Source organism: uncultured Clostridium sp. (genome assembly GCF_900547735.1).
Classification (GTDB): Bacteria; Bacillota; Clostridia; order Lachnospirales; family Lachnospiraceae; genus Otoolea.
Map to the genome: position 1 here is coordinate 68,237 of NZ_URHZ01000014.1, position 16,346 is coordinate 84,582.

General features: G+C 44.4%; 15 protein-coding genes and 1 pseudogene. 8 read left to right on the plus strand and 8 right to left on the minus strand.

Annotated elements, in window-relative coordinates:
* Window positions 1–102 precede the first annotated feature (102 nt).
* The 3 genes and pseudogenes from QZT18_RS06640 to QZT18_RS06650 form a co-directional block, all read right to left on the minus strand.
* Complete coding sequence (locus tag QZT18_RS06640; RefSeq protein ID WP_294145785.1) at window positions 103–384, minus strand: hypothetical protein; 282 nt, start codon at window positions 382–384, stop codon at window positions 103–105.
* A gap of 51 nt (window positions 385–435) precedes the next feature.
* Window positions 436–522: pseudogene (locus QZT18_RS06645) on the minus strand (hypothetical protein); the annotation flags it as partial.
* Window positions 523–665: 143 nt separating this feature from the next.
* A complete protein-coding gene (locus QZT18_RS06650; protein WP_294145787.1) occupies window positions 666–923 on the minus strand; it encodes a hypothetical protein in 258 nt (85 codons plus the stop codon).
* Between the two features lie 225 nt (window positions 924–1,148).
* Between QZT18_RS06650 and QZT18_RS06655 the strand changes: the two genes are divergently transcribed.
* From QZT18_RS06655 to QZT18_RS06680, 6 genes are all read left to right on the plus strand, one after another.
* Window positions 1,149–1,790 carry a DUF305 domain-containing protein gene (locus QZT18_RS06655; RefSeq protein WP_294145790.1) on the plus strand — a complete coding sequence of 214 codons (642 nt, stop codon included), beginning with the start codon at window positions 1,149–1,151 and terminating at the stop codon, window positions 1,788–1,790.
* 327 nt (window positions 1,791–2,117) lie between these two features.
* Window positions 2,118–3,776, plus strand: a complete 1,659-nt coding sequence (locus QZT18_RS06660) for an O-antigen ligase (RefSeq protein WP_294145801.1) — start codon at window positions 2,118–2,120, stop codon at window positions 3,774–3,776.
* A gap of 84 nt (window positions 3,777–3,860) precedes the next feature.
* The gene (locus QZT18_RS06665) at window positions 3,861–5,714 is read left to right on the plus strand and encodes a nucleoside-diphosphate sugar epimerase/dehydratase (protein ID WP_294145807.1); all 1,854 of its coding nucleotides are present in this window, start codon (window positions 3,861–3,863) and stop codon (window positions 5,712–5,714) included.
* Window positions 5,715–5,988: 274 nt separating this feature from the next.
* A complete protein-coding gene (locus QZT18_RS06670; protein WP_294145809.1) occupies window positions 5,989–6,942 on the plus strand; it encodes a site-specific integrase in 954 nt (317 codons plus the stop codon).
* Between the two features lie 282 nt (window positions 6,943–7,224).
* Window positions 7,225–8,619, plus strand: coding sequence for a chain-length determining protein (locus QZT18_RS06675; protein ID WP_294145811.1), 1,395 nt, complete (start codon window positions 7,225–7,227; stop codon window positions 8,617–8,619).
* A gap of 151 nt (window positions 8,620–8,770) precedes the next feature.
* On the plus strand, window positions 8,771–8,920 hold the full coding sequence (locus QZT18_RS06680; RefSeq protein ID WP_164516871.1) for a hypothetical protein: 150 nt from the start codon (window positions 8,771–8,773) through the stop codon (window positions 8,918–8,920).
* A gap of 174 nt (window positions 8,921–9,094) precedes the next feature.
* Here the strand turns inward: QZT18_RS06680 and QZT18_RS06685 are convergent, their stop codons facing one another.
* The 5 genes from QZT18_RS06685 to QZT18_RS06705 all read right to left on the minus strand — a co-directional run bounded on the left by QZT18_RS06685 (window position 9,095) and on the right by QZT18_RS06705 (window position 14,883).
* The gene (locus QZT18_RS06685; protein ID WP_125143153.1) at window positions 9,095–9,499 is read right to left on the minus strand and encodes a teichuronopeptide; all 405 of its coding nucleotides are present in this window, start codon (window positions 9,497–9,499) and stop codon (window positions 9,095–9,097) included.
* A 607-nt stretch (window positions 9,500–10,106) separates the two neighbouring features.
* Complete coding sequence (locus tag QZT18_RS06690) at window positions 10,107–11,474, minus strand: cell wall-binding protein (RefSeq protein ID WP_294145815.1); 1,368 nt, start codon at window positions 11,472–11,474, stop codon at window positions 10,107–10,109.
* A 284-nt stretch (window positions 11,475–11,758) separates the two neighbouring features.
* Window positions 11,759–13,366, minus strand: coding sequence for an aldolase catalytic domain-containing protein (locus QZT18_RS06695; RefSeq protein ID WP_294145817.1), 1,608 nt, complete (start codon window positions 13,364–13,366; stop codon window positions 11,759–11,761).
* A 14-nt stretch (window positions 13,367–13,380) separates the two neighbouring features.
* On the minus strand, window positions 13,381–14,094 hold the full coding sequence (locus QZT18_RS06700; RefSeq protein ID WP_294145819.1) for an HAD hydrolase-like protein: 714 nt from the start codon (window positions 14,092–14,094) through the stop codon (window positions 13,381–13,383).
* A gap of 27 nt (window positions 14,095–14,121) precedes the next feature.
* Window positions 14,122–14,883: a cytidylyltransferase domain-containing protein gene (locus QZT18_RS06705; protein ID WP_294145821.1), complete on the minus strand. Its 762-nt coding sequence runs from the start codon at window positions 14,881–14,883 to the stop codon at window positions 14,122–14,124.
* 86 nt (window positions 14,884–14,969) lie between these two features.
* Between QZT18_RS06705 and QZT18_RS06710 the strand changes: the two genes are divergently transcribed.
* Window positions 14,970–15,173, plus strand: coding sequence for a hypothetical protein (locus QZT18_RS06710; RefSeq protein WP_294145823.1), 204 nt, complete (start codon window positions 14,970–14,972; stop codon window positions 15,171–15,173).
* A 305-nt stretch (window positions 15,174–15,478) separates the two neighbouring features.
* Complete coding sequence (locus tag QZT18_RS06715) at window positions 15,479–15,991, plus strand: adenylate kinase (protein WP_294145824.1); 513 nt, start codon at window positions 15,479–15,481, stop codon at window positions 15,989–15,991.
* The last annotated feature ends 355 nt before the right edge of the window (window positions 15,992–16,346 follow it).

A 16,346-nucleotide genomic window follows, 5' to 3' on the forward strand; every position in this document is an offset into this window, starting at 1 on the left:
AGTAATATCTGAATACTCAGCTTTTTTAGCATTACCATCTTTGAAGTAGCACCAGTCTGTATCATCTCCAGCACCAAGAATATCTGCACCATCGATCTGATATTAGCTATCTGCTCTCCAGCCTTCTTCAACCTGGTTCATATAACGAACTTCGCTTGCAGATGCCTTCTTATCGTCAGTATCTAACTGAGCATTAGAACCCATTGGGGACTTAATACCGTCGATCCACTCATACAGCATCTGGCCTTGATCATTGAAGTAGTAGTATTTGCCATTGTTCGTCTTCTGCTTTGAGCCAGTATACATCTTGCCGTCAGAATCGAAACAATACCGCCCTTCATCATCACAAACATCAGTATCATCACTTTCATGTCCAAGAAGCATTCTGGCATTCTGGTCATCATCATCCTCAGCATCAGGAACCCCTAGCCATAATCACCCACCCTGTCTCCAGCCTTCATCCTCGCCGCCTAAATAGTAAACGTTTGTATCTTTGCCATACCAGCCGTATTCCATTTTTCCGTCTTCGTCAAAGCAGTAGGTTTTACCATTGACTTTTTTAGAATCGCCTGAAACTTTTTATCCTTGCTTCCGAAGTTATACCAGCTTTCGCCGTCTTCGTCAGGAGCTCCTGATCATCATCAGAGTAAGTCGTTTTCCAGTTGTTAATGATCATAGCGCCGTCTTCGCCTCGTGTCATCAACCCAAGCATCTGTTGTCTTTTCGCCGTCATAATCGAGGTAAAACCACTTTCCACCGTCTTTCTTCCATTCTTCAGTTACCATCTCGTCATCGCTATTATAGTAGTGCCAGATTCCAGAATCATCTTTTTCAAAACCAGCGGCGAAAGATGTCATGAAAGCACCAATAGCGAGTAAAGCTGCTGCAGAAAGAACTGCAACTAATTTAGTCTGCTTTCTCATAATTAATGCACTCTCCTTATTTCTTTTTAAACTATTTTTTGAAAATTTCTAATTGCATTACGAGGTCATTATACTTAGGGTATAGAAAGCTATGGTAAACAGTTAGGGTTTAATAATTTAACCAGATTTAAAAGCAAAAAAAGCAATCCGCTATAAGATGATAGACATAAAAAAATAAAATATGGGAACCATAATAGGAAAATAATAACTTTAATGGAGGAACACATGAAAAAAATAGTATTTTTCCTTATCGCCATGACAATGTCGGCAGTTTTACTGACCGCATGCAGCAAAAAAGATACGGCAGATAATTATGTAACCGAACAGAATGATATCATGAATAAAATGCAGGAAGAAATGGATAAGGTTCAGGATACGGGAAATGCAACACTGGATTTTCTTTATGGAATGATACCGCATCATGAGTCGGCGATTGAGATGTCCAAAAGTTATTTAAAATATGCGAAAGGCAAGGATAAACAGGAGTTCAAGGATCTGGCAGAGGATATTATCGAAGCCCAACAGGAAGAAATAAAGCAGATGAAGGAAATGGCAAAAGAGATAGAGAAGAAGCAGGAGATTGATTATGAGGACGAGCAATCCTATCTCAAAGATTACCATGCCTTGATGAAAGGTCATGATATGGACCACAATATGCTTACCAGTGATCTCGATACCGCCTTTGCAGAGGGAATGATTATGCACCATCAAATGGCGGTAGATATGGCCGAAGCAATCTTGAAATATACGAATGAAGAGGACGTCGTTGAATTTGCAAAAAATATCATAGAGGTTCAGGAAGATGAGATTGCACAGATGCAGAGTTTTTTAGATGCTCATGCTGATAATAAAAGCCATAGCCATTAGCTTTATCTATTCATAAGAAATCCCGAAACAAGCATTTTGTTTTATATGAAACCGGATGAATATACCCGATCATCCGGTTTTATTCGGGAGGATACATGGAAATGATGAGCTGTAAAAGAGTTTAAAAAATACCTGGCGAAGAAAATAAAGCAATTAAAAAGCACAAAATATATAAAATGTATGAGGAAAAAGAAAATACCTTAATAAAAAATTAAAACTTGCGGCGAAGTTAAAGAGTTCAGGAAGGTTGATTTAAGAATCAACAGATGCTATACTGTAAAAAGCCTTTAAACAGGGGCTTTATGAAGACATAAGGAGATTTAACACATGGCGAAAGCTACACCAAAGAAGGAACCGAATGCTCTGGCCGAGGTGGCCGGGAATGTTTTTGCAGGGATTATAGCGGTATTTACATTTGTTGTTTTGGCAGTATTTCCGCTTTATTATCATAATTACTATTTTGATATTTTGAAGGCAAAATACAAGTTTTATTGGATAACGGTTGTTGCGATGGCTGTGATATGCCTGATTGTCGCTCTTGTATTTTTGTTTGTAGACCGGATGGAATATGACGGAGTTAACACAAAACGGTTTTTCAGTCATTTTCACTTTGACAGCTTAAAAAAACAGCCGGCAGCGTACAAATTCCTGATTCTGTTCTTAATCCTGGCGGCAATATCGACATTGTTATCGGATTACAAATTTGAATCATTTTGGGGGAATGAAGGGAGATTCAGTGGCTTATTCCTGATATCTCTTTATGCATTGGGCGTGTTTATGATCGGGAAACTTGGAAAGATCAAAAAGTGGTATCTGGATCTTTTCCTGCTGTCCGGAGTTCTGGTTTGCTTATTCGGAATTACGGATTATTTCAGGATGGATCTTCTTCACTGGAAGGCGGGAGTTACCTCAACACAAATAGATTCATTTACGTCTACCCTTGGAAACATTAATACCTATACGGCTTATGTTGCACTGGTATTGGGAGTGGCATGCGGACTTTTTACCACAGAGAAAAATATCTTTCGTAATATCTGGTATTTTATTGTACTGCTGATTGGTTTTTTTGCTATTATTACAGGCCAGAGTGATAATGCTTATCTGGCATTAGGGGCAGTATTTGCACTTTTTCCTCTTGCACTTTTTGCAACAAGAAAAGGCATAATCCGCTATATTACGGTGATAGCTTCGTTCATGTCGGTTATTAAGGTGATTGATGAGATTAATAAGAAAATGGCGGAGAAGGTAATCGGATTAAGCGGTATTTTCGATGTACTGGTAAGGCATAAGTATCTGGAAGTTATTGTTATTGCATTGTGGCTTTTGGTTGCTGTATTATATATAGGTGACCGTGTTCTGATGAAGGACAAAGAAGACAAAGTCGGTAAATGGCTTCGAATTACATGGTTCTGCCTGATCGCGGCTGGTGTTGCCGCAGTAATTGCGGTTTTGTATGATGCTAACTTCGGGCCAAATCCGGAGAAATATTCTTCATTGTCAAGGTATTTGATTTTTAACGACAATTGGGGAACGAACCGGGGATACTGCTGGCGTATTGGATGGGAATCTTATATGCAGCAGCCGCTTATTCACAAGCTGTTTGGGTTTGGACCGGATACCTTTGGTATTCTTACCTGGCCATTCAGGCAGGACTCCCTTGATACGTACGGCGTATTTTTTGAGAGCGCCCACAACGAGTATTTTCAGTATCTTGTTACAATGGGACCGTTTACTATGATTGCATACATTCTCTTTCTTGTATCCAGTTGTGCGAGAATGTTCAGATATGCTAAAGTACAGCCATGGATCCTGGCTCCTTTAGGAGCAACGGTTTGCTATGGGGCACAGGCGCTTGTTAATATTAATCTTCCGATTGCGACACCGGTTATGTGGGCTCTTTTGGCAGTTGGTTTGGCAATGTGCAAAAATGCTTCAGAAACAGCCAAGGGTTCGGAGAAACAGGAAACAGCCGAACAGGATAAGTAAAGTGAGTGTGAATACCCAGAAGTAATTATGGTGACAGGTTACTAAGAGATAAATATAATTTAGAAAAGTTGCAGGAACGATAAAATGTTTGAAAAAATGATGCCAAGAGATAAAAAAATCAGGATGGTGGTTCTGCTTCTGGTGGATATATGTGTAATCCAGTTCAGCAGTTTCATGGGTCTGTGGATGCGGTTTGATATGCGGCTCCAGACTATCCCGGAAAATTACAGAATGGCGGCGGCAGGGTATGTGGTTCCCTACACACTGGTAACTCTGATTATTTTCTATGTATTCCGCATGTATTCTTCGATGTGGAGTGTTGCCGGAGTCAGGGAAGCGTGTCATATTGTATTCGCCTGTGCGCTGTCGAGCCTTTGCCAGATTGCGGGCATGACGATGCTGCAGTTGAATGTCCCCAGAAGCTATTTTGCCATCAGTTTTATCATCCTGACAGGCTGTGAGGGACTGGTGAGATTATCTTACCGCATCTACCGTTCTTTATTTAAGCGCTATGGTGAAACGAGCAGCAGCAGAATCCTGATTGTAGGGGCTGGAACATCCGGTTCCGTGATCCTGAAGGAGATAGAAACAAGCCAGTATGCCCATGGCAAGGTGGCCTGTTTTGTGGATGATGATAAGAATAAGATTGGGAAATTCCTGAACGGCGTTCCGATTGCCGGTAACCGGTATGATATTCCCCAGCTTGTCGAAAAATATAAAATCGACAAGATTTATGTAGCGGCTCCGTCCGCTCCGGCTAAGGAAATCAAGAAGATACTGGAAATCTGCCGCGAGACTAATTGCCAGCTTAAAATTCTTCCCGGTATTTTTCAGCTTCTCAATGGCGATGTCAGTGTATCAAAACTGCGCGAGGTGCAGATTGAGGATCTTTTGGGCCGTGATCCGATCCAGGTTAATCTGGATGAGATTATGGGATATGTCAGCAATAAGGTGATTCTCGTTACCGGCGGTGGCGGTTCAATCGGCAGTGAACTTTGCCGTCAGATTGCCAGCCATAACCCAAAGCAGCTTATTATTGTGGATATCTACGAAAATAATGCGTATGACATCCAGCAGGAGCTGAAACGGACCTATCCGGAGCTGGATTTGGTTGTTTTGATTGGTTCTGTACGCAATACACACAGAATGAACAGTATTTTTGAACATTACAGACCGAACATTGTTTACCATGCGGCGGCCCACAAGCATGTGCCGTTGATGGAGGACAGCCCCCATGAGGCCATTAAAAATAATGTATTTGGTACATATAAGACCGCGAAGGCGGCCAGCCGCTGTGGCGTCGAGCGTTTTGTACTGATTTCCACCGACAAGGCGGTAAATCCAACCAACATTATGGGCGCGTCCAAACGAATGTGCGAGATGGTTGTGCAGATGGTGAATAAGGAGTCTAAGACGGATTTCGTTGCAGTCCGGTTCGGTAATGTGTTGGGAAGCAACGGTTCGGTAATTCCTCTGTTTAAGAAGCAAATCGCAGAGGGGGGACCTGTCACCGTAACGCATCCCGATATTATCCGTTATTTTATGACGATACCCGAGGCTGTTTCTCTGGTGCTCCAGGCCGGCTCCTATGCAAAGGGAGGAGAAATCTTTGTTTTGGATATGGGAGAGCCTGTTAAAATCCTGGATTTAGCGAAGAATCTGATCCGCTTGTCCGGCTATGTGCCGAATGAAGATATTATGATTGAGTTCACAGGCCTGCGTCCCGGAGAAAAGTTATACGAGGAGCTTCTGATGGACGAAGAAGGACTCCAGGATACGCCGAATAAGCAAATCCATATTGGTAAACCGATTGACTTTGATGAGGAGCTGTTTAAGAAACAGCTGGACGAACTTTATGAAGAGGCAAATGGTGACGAGGTCGATATAAAGGCTGCAGTACAAAAAATTGTGCCCACTTATATTCGTAAAGACGGTTGATTAAAAATGATATAGTTTTTCTTTCAGGTAATAAGGAGCTTATTTTAGCTCCTTATTTTTGTGAGGTGGAAAAGTTCTTTAAACCATATGCTGTCTCAGAGTGTGGAAAAATTGAATGCCGGAGAGTTATGTATTAGAAAAATATAATAAGGGATAAGTAAATCCGTTATAACCTTTCGACAAAATTCGACATCTGAATATGCGGTCGGGAGCAGCCTTTGCTATGATATTCCTATCCGTAATTGGATAAGAATTTGCAAAGGAGAAGAGGATTATGACACAAGAAGAAAAGAAACACATTGACCCATCAGAAAATCACACGATCTCACACCTGTGCGAGGCGTGGAAGCTCTCCATGAGGTATCAGGTGAAACCGAGTACGTTTGCCTGCTATGCAACACTCATCCAGAAACATATCAGGCCGGCGCTCGGTTCTGTGGAAATGGAGAAGATGGACAATGAGGTTCTTACGGAATTTATTCTGGACAGGCAGAGACAGGGGCTGTCGGCGAACACACTGCGACTGATACTTTTTCTTTTGAAAAGTATTATCCACACGGGAGAGAGAAGGGGAATCTATCCGGCTGAAACGCTGGAGTTTTTTCTTCCCAAGGACAGAGGAAATGAAATGAGGCTTTTAAGCCAGGAAAACAGGAGGAAGCTTTTAAGCTGGCTGGCCGGATGCAGGACGAATTTTGAGCTGGGACTTTTGTTATCACTCAGCACCGGGATCAGAGTCGGGGAACTGTGCGGCGTGAGATGGGAGGATGTGGATTTGGACGAAGGCGTGCTTCATATCAGGCGTACGGTTTCCCGGATTCGGAATACAGAGCAGAAGAATACGGCCGCTAAAACACGTCTATACATTGGAACACCGAAAACGGGAACATCGCAGCGCGATATTCCGCTCCCGGATTTCATGCTCCCCAGACTGGGAGAAAAGAAGCGCGACGGCGCCTGTTATCTACTGACGGGGAGACTTAGCTGTATGGAGCCCAGGGGCGTTCAGAGGCGCTTTAAAAACCTTTTAAGGAAGCTCAGGCTGCCGGACATCAATATTCACGCCCTGCGGCACTCATTTGCATCCCAGTGGATAGAGAATGGATTTGACAGTAAGTCACTCTCAGAGATTCTGGGGCATTCTTCCGTGAAGATTACGATGGATATCTATGTACATAGCAATATGAGCCAGAAAAGGGCCTATATGGACCAGATGACGGCGGTATAAGACTTATGGACCCGATTCGGTAGAGCGTGATTAAATGATGTAATAAGCTTCTAAGTTTGTTCGGTATAAAAGGATGGCATTATATATAGGAAGTAACAGGATAAAGGAAACAAATCAAAGAAAGAAACTGAGGCAAAGCGACAAATAAGTTCCCGCCCATAAACCAACAGCATAAGGAAATCTTAAAGTTTTTTACAGGATTTTCCGCCCAATCCCAATTGCACATTCTTACTGTTTATGCTAAGATAAGAAAAGCATTTACAATAGGAGGAGTTTTGTCCGATGGAACCGAACAATAATTATGAACAGGAAATTGATTTGAAGGATTTGATGTTTGCCGTGCTTCGCAGGTGGCGTCCGATCATTATTATCGCCGTGATTTTCGCTGTTTTACTTGGCGGCCTTAAAACGGTGAAAGGGATCAATCAGCTCAGTGATGAGGAGTATGTAAAGAAGAATCAGGATACATACAAGATGAACATGGAGCAGTATACCTCCACAAAGGATCGTCTGGAAAAAGAGATCCAGAATCTGCAGGATAATATTGAAAGCCAGAAAGAGTATAAAGAACAGTCGATTTTGATGAATATCAATCCATATGACGAGTATGTTGAGACGGCTACGTTCTATATTTCGACAGATTATTCAATTATGCCGGGCATGGTTTATCAGAACCCGAATACGGCTACCAGCATCCTGAAGGCCTATATGTCCATCGCACAGAACGGTGAGATGTACAATTATGTTCTGGGAAAGATGAACAGTAAGATGGGAATCCGTTATCTGAAAGAGCTGGTAAAGATCGAGCCGGATTATGACAACAATATGCTGGATATCACGGTAATCGGAGACACGAGAAAGACAGCCAGTGACGTGATGGGATATATCAAGGACAGCATTGCATCCTCCCAGGAAAGCATTACAAAAGCAATCGGCGAGCATGAGAACAACCTTGTGGATGAATCCCAGTTCGTAACGGTAGATTTGGAGCTGGACAAGACTCAGACAGAATTTACGGCCAATACCGATCAGCTTGATATCAGTTTGAAGGAGAAAACAAAAGAGCTGTCTGAGCTGGAAGAGCCTAAAAACAGCCTTTTAAGCAAGTCAAGTGTTTTAAAGAGTGCGATCAAGTATGCGGTTCTCGGCGGCGTGCTTGGTGCATTTATGGTGGTATTCTTCCTCTGTGTAGCTTTCCTGATGAGCGACAAGCTGGTGAGCGAGAAAGAGTTGAAACGCAGATACGGTATTATGGTTCTTGGAGTTTTCAGCAAGAATGATAAAAAGCGTGCGTTTGCCTTCATTGACAGATGGCTGGACAAGCTGGAGGGCACATCCGCCAGAGAGATGGAAGACGGCAGAACTTTCGAGGTAGTAGCTGCCAATGCCATCAATTATATTGTACAGGACAGCATCAGGGACGTAATCCTTGTGGGTACGGTTGACAATGAGAAGCTGGAGCGGGTTCACACCGGCCTCGCGGCGTTGCTGGGCAGCGTAGAGCTCTCAGTAGGCGGTAACCTTGGCAAAGATGCCTCTGCCATCAAGAAAGCGGCTTCCTGTGATGCAGTGGTTATCGTAGAGCAGCGCGGCAATTCCATGTTCTCCGGAATTGAACAGGAACTGGATGTTGTACGCAGTCTTGGCAAAAAAGTAATCGGTTGTATCGTATTGTAAATTAATAGACACGGCGGATTTGAATATTAAAAATTTAACAAGGTATTGTATTACACTGTCGAAATTTGCGGTGGATAAGGCCTTTCTTTTTCAACAGTTTTATATTATAAATATATGTGTTGATTTACATATATGAAGGAGGAAGATGGTCATGGAGGAGGCTAGGCGAATTGCTTTACTGGAAAAGGAGAACTTTGAATTAAAAGAAGAAGTAGATACCTTATTCAATACGGTAGTTCAGTTAAAAGAAAGTATGAATCTTCTTGTTAGCCGTTACATCGTAAATGAGAAAAGCAGGTAAAAAAAGGGCAGGAAAAACCGTTTTTAGTTAGAGACGATATTTTCCTTGCCCTTTTTGATGTTTGTGGTTCATTAACCGCTTTGGTGGTTGAATAAAGTGTATGAAGTGTATCAGGGCTTATAGCAGCCGAACCCATATATTATGTAAGAATAAAACGTTCTAAAATTCTGTGGCTTATTCTCTGGAGTTGCCGTGCAGCTTTCTGGTTAAATCCCAGATCATGTCGTGCATCCAGTCTATTGTTTTCTCAAGCTCCGCATTCTTCTGGTGGAGATCTTCATTTTCGTATTCCAGCTCCTCGTTTCTGGCTTTCAGTTTCGCAATGGCGGAACGGTTATTGGATGTTTTACTTTGTTCTGTGATTCGCTGTACAACTGAGGTCTGAGGAGTTACATTTCCCGCTATCTGATCCGATATTAGTTGGTCACGCATATTGTAATCCATATCCATGAAGTTTTGATAAGACATTGGGAAGACCGTCATAGGTGTTTTGCACACGGGGCATATGGCATTTTTTGAAACCTGGTAAAAGCCATAGCGGCCGCATCTGGAACAATAGTAAACAGTCAATTCACGCATAATTTTATCTCCCGTCATTAAGTGATAGTTTGTAACCCGATATAAATATGATAGTATCCACTCCATATCTACATTACAACATTTGGTCATAAAATACCATACTTATATACAAAACGTATAAAAAATAAGAAGTGTGACAAGAAAAATTGTATTTTTTCAGAAACATTTCGGGCTTTTTGCCCTAAATTGTGTATGGATAAAAGAAAACTTTGTGCAGTAAGCCTTTCTGTCAGTTTTATTATATGAGAGGCAGAACAAAAAAAGAGCCGATCAAAAAAATATTCTATAAAAGCTTTGTGATGGAGGTGTCAGGGGCATTTTTACCAGCCCGTACGGATTTCCTGCCGGAATTAAGAACCGGGATACCCTCTGTGCCCCCTTTAAGCATACCGTAACGATGCCGGACAGCCCCGCGGGTAAATTCCCTCATCCGATTGACAACATCCGCCTGCAGGCCGTGCTCTGTGCTTCTCATGCCATATGAAGCAATGACAAACATTCGCATACGATTCGTAGCCAAGCCAGGAAAACATTGCGCAGATAAAAAAAAATACCGCGGTTCCGTCGAAACGGCCTACGGTATTTATGAACGGATGATATTAATATATTACTGGATGATTCCTGAACTGTCAACTGTCCAGACTGTTTCATTTGTATCTTTGATATCTTTAAAGCCTTTTCCTAACTCCGGTTTTGCAGAGGAAGTGGAAGTAGAGGATGCTTTCTGGATGTTGCCGCTTGTGTTAACCAGGTAGCGTTTTTCACCAACCGTTACCGGCTCGTAGCGGAGTTCCGGATCGGCTTTCTGGAGAAGTCCGTTTAAATAAACCTGATTATCACGTTCTCCGTGGTATCCCTGTCCTTTCAGAGAACCTTTTGCATGGAAGTACCATGTCTGGTTTTCTTCGAGGTCTTCATCGTAAATCGTCTGTTTTCCTGTCTGCATTTCACCTTTTTCGTTAAAATAGTATGTTACTTCTTTTCCTGAACCATCGGTCAGAACCTGAATGCCTGTCTGCATTTCACCCTTTTCGTTGAAAGCGTACTTGTTGGAGTTGATAGTGAAAAGTTCAAGTCCTTTTTCAGCGTGGAAAGCTTCGCCGTTTTTAAAGTAGAAGGTAAATTCGTTATCGCTCTCGTTGATTCCGGGAGCCCCTTCAATTGTGTACCAGCCTGTTGCTCTTTTTCCGTCGCTCGCTTCATCGTAGTAGCGGAAATCCTTTAAGGAAAGAGCAGGAGTTGCTTCGCTTTCTGTGGCAGCCGCCGCAGAGGAGATAAATCCGGCTTCGGTTACGTTAACCCAGCCTGTCTGCATCTTGCCGTCAACGAATGTATAGTAGTTACCGTTTATTTTTCTATCCATCTGGTCTGTAATCATTTTTCCGTTTTCGTCAAAATAGCACCAGATGCCTTCATCGTCTGTATCGTGAGTCATTTCTTCTAAAAGTACCCAGCCTGTCTTTCTGGCTCCGTCGCTTTCATTTCCAAGATAGTAGGTAGCTCCGTCAATTTCTACAAGCCCGGTCAGCATCTGGCCGTCCTCGTCGAAGTAGTAAGTCTTGCCGCTTATGGTCATCCATTTGGAAGTGACGATTTTGCCGTCCTTACCGAAATAGTGCCAGTTCGCTCCGCCTGGGGCGTCGGGACTGTCGTATTCTTCGTCATTGTCCACGGATACCCACTGGTTTTTCACCATGCGGCCTGTGGAGTTAACATAATACTCGTCAATTCTCTGGCTTACGGCAAGGTCGCCGTTCTCATCCAGGTAGAACCAGTCACTGTCTTTCTTCTTCCAGGTGTTTGTCTCTTTGTAGCCGTCTTCATCATAGAAGAACCAGCTGCCGTCTTCTTCTACCCAACCCTTAGCTGCTGCATAAGATGTGTGGATACCTGTGTAATTTGTTGCCATTGGTGCAGCCGCAGCCATGATTGCCGCAGCGGATAATACAGCCATTAATTTTGTTTGCTTGCGCATTTTTTAATCTCTCCTTTTTCGTTAAATGTCTCTGGCCGAAAATCCATCGTTGCATTACGTTGTGATTATAGCTTATCAGGTGAGGAAAAAGATAGTGCAGGTTGCTGGTAAGGATGGAAGGAAATAGGACTTAAGGAAGTGAGGAGGAGAATGGGAGAGAGTTACGTCTGTGCGCAGCCAGGTGCCGCCCGTAAAACAGGGCAGCCAAAGCCCCCGCGGTGTGCAGGGGTTAGGGCATTACCGTACACGGAGTGAACAGTAACGTCAGGGCTGCCCTTGGCAGATTAACGCTGATACAGCGAATCTGTAATAAATTCAACATCCAGGGTTCCGGATAAACGGTTCAGGGTGTCTTTGACATACTGGTTGATGCCCTGTGATTTCTCCCGGGCAATCTGGTAATCCATATCTGCGTTAAAATAGTTGTCACCGTGATAGCTGTATCCGTCGAAACCGGCACATGCGGCATGGCGTACGCCTGTTTTAACGAGCACATTTAAAAGCATGACGAATGAATTATCAATAATCTCGGCATCCAGATCGATCAGGGAGCTGTAGTTTAAGGTGTAATCGAAGCGATCCTTTACATTGGTGACATTGGATGTCGCAATGACCCTGACTGCATTTTCCGGTGAATCGGAGAGCTCCAGCAGTCGGCTGCCGAGCTGGACGTAGCGTCTGGAGTTGCTCAAAAACGCATAGTTGATGGAAATGCCGTCCGGAATATAGTTCACGGAAATAATGACTGGTTTTGTTTTTTCAATGTAAGAAAGCACCTTTTCTTTTTGAAGTTCCATATTTTTGCCGGGCCCCAGGAGAAGGACGGGTTTGCCCGCCAGGCATTCGGTCAATTTGTTTATGTCGGCCTCGTCGTTGCAATCCGTGCTCTGGTAGGTGCGGTACAACTGCTCGATATATTCTTTATCGTAGAGCAGTTTTTTCTCGGGTTCGATGCTGTCCAGGATCCCGTTCAGGGCCTTTAAGGACAGGGTCTGTTTATCCATCAGGAATTTTACGTAGCTTGGATGACAGTTGTTGGAGGCGGCGATATAGAAGAAAAGGTTATATCCCCATGGGGTTTTCCTGAAAAACGGCATGATATTGATATCAATGGCCTCCAGCATCTGGGCAGTATTGTAATTCTTTCCGAAGCAGGTGTTCATGTACATGGAGATCAGCTCCAGCGGAAGATTTCCCGCGCTTTTGCCCATCCCGTATAAGGAGGCGTCGACCAGAACCATGCGGTCGGCAGGTTCACGGAGGATATCAATGCTGTTGGAATAGGCTAACTGGAAATTGTTATGTGAGTGATAGCCGATTCCGATTTCCTTTTTCAGATTATGGTTTAAAAGTTCAAAATAGTGCAGCAGGTTCTCCTGGTGCAGCAGGCCGTAAGTGTCTACAATGGAAAGGGCATAGGGTTCCAGCTCATTTACCAGATCGATCAGATCGAGCATTTCCCGGTCGGAATAGCTGGTGATGGAGACGGCCTGTACAAATACGTCATACCCCAGCTCTTTAACCTGACGGCAGTAGTCGATTGCCTCTTTCATCACATGCTTTTTAAAGATCACCCGGATTCCGTCGATAAAAGTCTCCTCACGGCGGGAAATGTTTGAGATGCCGCAGGTTCCATAGTCTATCATGGCGACGATCATCGCATCGCCCTTACTGAGCTTTCCGAAAATTTTGTCTGCACTTTTCGTGTCGGGCATGATCGTCCTGTTTATGTCAAAGGGACGGCGGTCATCCAGAAAACCAATTTCCAGCGTATCCACACCCGAGCTGATAAGGCGTTCAAATATATTGACAATGTTAGCGTGTCCGAAATTCCAGTCGTTGACAAATCCGCCGTCGCGCAGCGTACAGTCGAGTAATTTTACTTCTTTCATAAGTGTTTCTCCCTTCAGGTTTCCGGCTCTAAGCCCAGAAACAATCCAATGTCTGCCGGTTTACCGGCTATATAAACGGGGTCAAACTCTTTCCAGCCGTCCGGTGTGGAGGGGCCGAAGCCATAGGTTACCCCAATCAGATCGGTTCCCGCCTTTCTGGCGCCATTGCCGTCAGAAGCGGTGTCTCCGATCAGAACGGCCTCACCGGGCGACAGGTTCAGTCCGTCCAGACATTTATTCAGCACATCGGTTTTTTGCATTTTGCTGGCAAAATCGCTGCCGCAGATGCAGTCGCAGTAGTCGCTGATGTGGTAATGCTCAAGAAGAGTGACTGCGTAATCCTCCCGTTTCAGCGTGGCAACGCCGATGAGATACCCCTCTTTTTTCAAATCCTCCAGAAGCTTCATCAGGCCCTCGTAGGGAGAGGCCTTCAGAAGATCGTGGTCTTTATAACGGTCCCGGAAAATTTCGGTTGCCCGGACCGCTTCCTCCTCATCGATATCATATACCTGCATAAGAGAGTGTTTGATCGGCGGACCGATAAAGGTCTGCATCACATCCTCATCCGGTGTTTCATATCCCATCATCCTGGTGGTGTAGCGGACACTTTCCAGAACGCCTTCTGCGGTATTGAGCAGAGTGCCGTCCAAATCGAAAATGATGCCGCGGTATCGGCGGTTACTTTTAGGTTTCCGGTTTTCCGGAATCTTCTTTTGATTAACTGGCATTTGTGTGAGACTCCTTTTTATCAATAACTACAATGAATGATTCTCCCTGGCCGCGAACTGTTCCCTGACCCTCTCCAAATCCTTTGGAGTGTCGACGGAAAGCGTGGAACCGGGGATTTCTGCAAATAAAACGGTTTTACCATGTTCCATGAAACGCAGTAAATCAAACTCCTCTATCTCTTCCAGCAGGCCTTTACGGGTGGAATCAAAAAAGTTCAGGGCCTCTTTCGTATAAACGCCGATACTGACGAACTTCTTATACTGATAATCGAGGCTGCCTTTCGGATAGGGGATGGGGCTGCGGGAGGCGTAAAGGCCTTTTTGGCTGCCGCTGCATACGATTTTTATGTTGGCGCAGTCAAATACTTCCGGGGCAGAGGAAATCGCAGCCATGGCATTTACCACAAAGGGCCTGTCCTCCGCATCCGGGCTTGTCGTGGCCGTCACCGCTTTTTCCGTCACAAGTTTGATATCTGCCGGAGTGAGCAGCGGTTCGTCGGCTCCTATCATAACATAGAGATCGGCATCCACCTGTCCTGCGGCTTCACAGATACGCGAGGTGGGATTCTGGTGGCCGGCACCGGTCGTCAGGCAGGGAATCTGATATTCTCCGCATGCTTCACGGATTGATTCGTGGCCGGATGCAACGTAGACGGCGTCGAACATACCGCTTGAAACTGCCGCATGGTAAACATGCCAGAACAGGGGCCTGTCTCCTAACAGGGCAAGAACTTTACCAGGAAAGCGGGTGGAGTTAAGCCTTGCAGGTATCATCCCAACAATTCTCATAGTACTGCCTCCTTCCGACGGCGGAGCCGTCAAGCATATATGCAATTATAGAAAAATTCGGAGGAAAAGACAATAGGGAAATGGTTGTGAAAAATGAGGATGGGGGGAATGGGGTGGTTAGTGGGAGGAGGTGGGTTTTGAGTCCCGGACAGGCTGCGGCCGGGACTCAAAACGCGAAGGTTATTGTCCACCCCATTCCGGATCCCGGCGGGGCCTCTTTTTTCTGGGGGAGGAGGGGAGAAGGAAAAAGAGAGAAGGGAAAAGAGATAAGGAATAAGAGTGAGAAATGAAATGGTGAGAGAAATGAGAAAGAGGGGGCGTGCCGACTCATTTTATGTCGGGAGCGTGATGGATAGTAGGGAGAGGAAGGAAAATATGTGGAGATATGCTATAGGGAGAAGTAATATGTGAAGGTATGATATGAGGAAGTTGGCTATATAGGGCTGGGGGAGTGGGAACTTAGTGTATGGTGATACGGTATTGGTAAAAGCGATATATGGATATATTGTTTTGGAGGTGGTAAAATAGGGATATTGAAGGTGCTGGGATGTTTGGATGAAGGATTGACTAAAGGTGATGATCAGGAGGGGAGATTATGGTTGTTTTGATTGCGGGAGCATCGCATACGGGGAAGACGTTTTTGGCTCAGAGGTTGTTGGAGCGGTATGGTTATCCGTATTTGTCGCTTGATTTGCTGAAGATGGGACTAATCAGGAGCGGGAGGACTGAGTTGACGCCGGAGGAGGATGGGGAACTTGTGACGTATCTCTGGCCTGTTGTCAGGGAGATGGTTAAGACAGCGGTTGAGAATCATCAGAATTTGATTGTGGAAGGCGTGTATATTCCCTTTTCATGGAAAGAGGATTTTGCAGAGGATTACTTAAAGGAAATCCGGTTTTTCTGCCTGGTAATGTCACGGAGGTATATTGAGAATCATTTCTCTGAGATTGCCGGTTTTGCCAATGTGATTGAAAGAAGACTGGATGACTCTTACTGCAGCCGCGATTTGTTAATCAGGGATAATGCATATAATAGGGAGATGTGTGCGAAGTATGGATGTGATTCTGTTTTAATCGATGACAAATATGAGGTGGAGATTGAGCTGTAGTACCCGGCAGATTGTGAGGGGGCTGGACGAAACTGTCGGTTTTCGGTCCTGGAAATCCCTTTAAAACCTTAAGAAGTAAGAAAATCTTATATATGCAGACTGAAAAGAGTGTGGTATAATGTCGGCGTAGCAGACATTATACTGCGCATACCGATTTCTGCGTCCACCGCAGAAATTCGGGCGCTAAGTTCCGTCGGAGACTCATATGCACGAAGTGAATATGACATAATGTCGGCGTAGCAGACATTATACTGCGCATACCGATTTCTGCGTCCACCGCAGAAATTCGGGCGCTAAGTTCCGTCGGAGACTCATATGCACGAAGTGAATATGACATAATGTCGGCGTAGCAGAC

Bases quoted from the DNA above. Each gene is read 5' to 3' on its own strand.
- QZT18_RS06650 (WP_294145787.1), bottom strand. From the start codon at position 923: ATGAGAAAGCAGACTAAATTAGTTGCAGTTCTTTCTGCAGCAGCTTTA.
- QZT18_RS06665 (WP_294145807.1), top strand. From the start codon at position 3,861: ATGTTTGAAAAAATGATGCCAAGAGATAAAAAAATCAGGATGGTGGTT.
- QZT18_RS06715 (WP_294145824.1), top strand. From the start codon at position 15,479: ATGGTTGTTTTGATTGCGGGAGCATCGCATACGGGGAAGACGTTTTTG.
- QZT18_RS06670 (WP_294145809.1), top strand. From the start codon at position 5,989: ATGACACAAGAAGAAAAGAAACACATTGACCCATCAGAAAATCACACG.
- QZT18_RS06680 (WP_164516871.1), top strand. From the start codon at position 8,771: ATGGAGGAGGCTAGGCGAATTGCTTTACTGGAAAAGGAGAACTTTGAA.
- QZT18_RS06700 (WP_294145819.1), bottom strand. From the start codon at position 14,094: ATGCCAGTTAATCAAAAGAAGATTCCGGAAAACCGGAAACCTAAAAGT.
- QZT18_RS06655 (WP_294145790.1), top strand. From the start codon at position 1,149: ATGAAAAAAATAGTATTTTTCCTTATCGCCATGACAATGTCGGCAGTT.
- QZT18_RS06640 (WP_294145785.1), bottom strand. From the start codon at position 384: ATGCTTCTTGGACATGAAAGTGATGATACTGATGTTTGTGATGATGAA.
- QZT18_RS06695 (WP_294145817.1), bottom strand. From the start codon at position 13,366: ATGAAAGAAGTAAAATTACTCGACTGTACGCTGCGCGACGGCGGATTT.
- QZT18_RS06675 (WP_294145811.1), top strand. From the start codon at position 7,225: ATGGAACCGAACAATAATTATGAACAGGAAATTGATTTGAAGGATTTG.
- QZT18_RS06660 (WP_294145801.1), top strand. From the start codon at position 2,118: ATGGCGAAAGCTACACCAAAGAAGGAACCGAATGCTCTGGCCGAGGTG.
- QZT18_RS06705 (WP_294145821.1), bottom strand. From the start codon at position 14,883: ATGAGAATTGTTGGGATGATACCTGCAAGGCTTAACTCCACCCGCTTT.
- QZT18_RS06685 (WP_125143153.1), bottom strand. From the start codon at position 9,499: ATGCGTGAATTGACTGTTTACTATTGTTCCAGATGCGGCCGCTATGGC.
- QZT18_RS06690 (WP_294145815.1), bottom strand. From the start codon at position 11,474: ATGCGCAAGCAAACAAAATTAATGGCTGTATTATCCGCTGCGGCAATC.